This is a genomic window from Bartonella sp. MU70NMGDW (genome assembly GCF_042194085.1).
In the GTDB taxonomy this organism is placed as follows: Bacteria; Pseudomonadota; Alphaproteobacteria; order Rhizobiales; family Rhizobiaceae; genus Bartonella; species Bartonella grahamii.
This window is the reverse complement of sequence record NZ_JBHIMK010000157.1, coordinates 1-3,043: the sequence shown is the minus strand read 5'-3', so window position 1 is coordinate 3,043 and position 3,043 is coordinate 1. Positions and strand designations below refer to the sequence as shown.

Below are 3,043 nucleotides of genomic sequence, written 5' to 3'. Positions count from 1 at the left end.
GCGGTGTTCTCAAACGAAAAAAACTGACAAGGAATATTTTGATCCATAATTCTTTATCCTCCATAAAACGATTTCTTTAAATTAAAAGAAAAACTTTTATAATCTAAATCATTTCAAAAAGTAATAAATCAAATAATGAAAAAGGCGCGAATTATAGTTGTTTTTAGGCGCATAATTGTATATTAAATTAACTGTAGTTGAATCAAAATTAAGGAGCATAAACCATTCGTAAACCGTTTAAAATGACACCTACCCAAAAAGACGGACCACGTTCAAATCAGGATATCCGAGTACCTCATGTTCAGCTTATCAATGATGAGGGGCAACATCAGGGAGTTGTTGCGATACAAGAAGCTCTTGCTATGGCTGCAGATGCGGGGCTTGATTTGGTTGAAATTGTACCAAATGCGGAGCCACCCGTATGTAAAATCATCGATTTGGGCAAATTAAAATATCAAACCCAAAAAAAAGCTGCTGAAACACGTAAGAAGCAAAAAGTCATCGAAATCAAAGAGATTAAGATGCGCCCAAATGTTGATGTCCATGATTATGGAGTCAAACTCAAGGCTGTTCATCGCTTTATTGATCATGGTGATAAAGTAAAGATTACTTTGCGTTTTCGTGGTCGTGAGATGGCTCACCAAGATCTTGGATTAAAGCTTCTTCAGCGTGTGAAAGAAGATACAAGTGAAATTGCCAAAATTGAATTGGAGCCAAAGCTTGAAGGCCGGCAAATGATGATGGTGATAGCACCTAAATAGTTTTGCATTGGAATAATATTTGCATGCAACTCATCAGCGTGCAACTCATCAAAATGATGCGTATGGTATTATTTAGAAGCACCACATAGAGTTTTTGTGGTGCTTCTAAGGTTTTATAAATGTGTATAAATCCTTTTAAGAGTTTAATAATGCTTTATCGATTTATAAGAAGAATTCGTTATTTTGCATATTAAATGAAAAAGCTCAAACATCGTAAGGTGTTCTTATTTCAAGCTCTCTTATCATGTAATGCGGCAAAAATTTTTGCTTACACATCACAAACGGAAATGATACATAAAAATTATTAAAAAGCGAAATATTTTTTGTGAGCTATTTCAAGTGCCAAAGGCTATCACAATATGGAAATTGGTAAATACAATGGTGAAACTCGCCGTTACCTTTTATTGAAAATTAAAAATAATGATGAACAACAAATTTTCGTTATACCTTTCACAGAAACTTTGCACTACATTTTTCACTCTCACCGTCGTGAAATTGATATGATGAACCTTGAAAGAAAAGGCTATTTTTGTAAAAAAGATTAAGGGGCTTTTTAATTAAGAATGTTTCAATCTTGCATAAAATAATGAGAGAATATAGAAGCATTTCATGGCTAAAAAACAAATTTCCTCTTTTGATAAACATCTTATTATCCGCCTTTTGCGAGAAAATTTTCGTAAACATATGCGTTGGTACAGTGCTGCGATTTTCTCAATGATCATCATTTCTTGTACCACAGCAACCAGTGCATGGATTATGCGTGATGTTGTTAATCAGATTATTGATGCACAAAATTTTCCTATGATTGTTTTGATTTCTAGCTTCATTGCTTTTATCTTTATTCTCAAAGGAGTCGCAACTTTTTCCCAAACTTACTTTCTAAACAAAGCAGGCAATAGTATCATTGCGGAACAACAGCGTAAAATTTTTGCACGACTTATGGAACAAGGAGTCTCTTTTTATCATAATAACACTTCATCTGATCTTCTTGTTCGTGTAACTCATAATGCGACAGCTGTACGTAATATAATTGATACTATTATCACAACTTTTGTACGTGATTTGCTTTCCGTTAGTGGTCTGTTGCTTGTCATGTTCATTCAAAACTTTGTGTTAATCTCCATTACTTTAATCGTAGGACCACTAGCTTTTTTAGGCGTTCGAATGGCTTTAAAACGCGTTCGCCGCCTGATGGAAAAAGAGCTCCTTTCACTTGGTGAAATTATTAAAATCGTACAGGAAACGGCTGTTGGTATTCGAATCATCAAGGCCTTTTCACTAGAAGAGGTCATGAAAAAACGGATGGACAAAGCCATTTGTGATGTTGAAAAACAAACAAACAATATTGCCACACTCGAAGCTATTACCAATCCGATTATGGAAACACTCACGGGTGTTGCCATTGCAGGTATTATTTGTTTTTCCGGTTATCTTGCAACCCAACGCGCAGGTGTTCAAGGTGAATTTATGTCCTTTATTGTTGCTTTACTTTTAACTTATGAACCCGCAAAAAGACTAGCAAATGTACGTGTCAAAATTGAATCTGGCTTGGTCAATATCCGTACAATGTTTGAAATACTCGATTGTCCCCTTACAGTTATAGAACATAAAGAAGCTAAAGATCTGAGTAAAAAGCAGGGAACTATTCGTTTCGAACATGTTTCTTTTGCATACACTAATAACAAAATGATATTGAAAGATATCAACCTAGAAATAGAAGCCGGAAAAATGACAGCATTGGTGGGACCATCCGGTTCGGGAAAGTCAACCCTTATCAACCTTATTATGCGCCTCTATGACCCCACAAAAGGACGCATATTGATTAATGATCAAGATATTCGCTACACAACATTTCGCTCTCTGAGAAACCTGATGGCCTATGTAGGACAGGATACTTTTCTCTTTCAAGGAACTGTTAAATATAATATCGGACTTGGAAAAGAAGGGGCTAGTGATGACGAAATTATCGAAGCAGCAAAAGCAGCAAATGCTCATGACTTTATTATGAATTTGCCAAATGGTTATGATACACAGATAGGTGATAATGGCTGTAACCTTTCAGGGGGGCAAAAACAACGGCTCGCTATCGCTAGAGCAATGATTCACGATAGCGAAATTCTGATTCTTGATGAAGCAACGAGTGCGCTTGATTCACACACCGAAGCACAAATTAATGAAGCCATTCACCACCTTACCAAAGGACGCACAACGATCATTATTGCTCATCGCCTTTCAACGATTGCTCGTGCTCATAAAATTGTGGTCATACAAAATGGACAACT

General features: G+C 36.0%; 3 protein-coding genes. All 3 read left to right on the top strand.

Annotation, left to right across the window (positions count from 1 at the left end):
• The first annotated feature begins 242 nt into the window (after positions 1–242).
• Positions 243–761: a translation initiation factor IF-3 gene (gene infC, locus ACFIKE_RS09055; RefSeq protein WP_026500140.1), complete on the top strand. Its 519-nt coding sequence runs from the start codon at positions 243–245 to the stop codon at positions 759–761.
• Positions 762–1,120: 359 nt separating this feature from the next.
• Entirely contained in the window at positions 1,121–1,306 is a 186-nt protein-coding gene (locus tag ACFIKE_RS09050) for a hypothetical protein (RefSeq protein WP_375649439.1), read from the top strand.
• A gap of 64 nt (positions 1,307–1,370) precedes the next feature.
• Positions 1,371–3,043, top strand: a 1,673-nt coding sequence (locus ACFIKE_RS09045) for an ABC transporter ATP-binding protein (protein WP_375649436.1), incomplete at its 3' end; no start/stop codon positions are given.

Bases quoted from the DNA above. Each gene is read 5' to 3' on its own strand.
- ACFIKE_RS09050 (WP_375649439.1), top strand. From the start codon at position 1,121: ATGGAAATTGGTAAATACAATGGTGAAACTCGCCGTTACCTTTTATTG.
- infC (WP_026500140.1), top strand. From the start codon at position 243: ATGACACCTACCCAAAAAGACGGACCACGTTCAAATCAGGATATCCGA.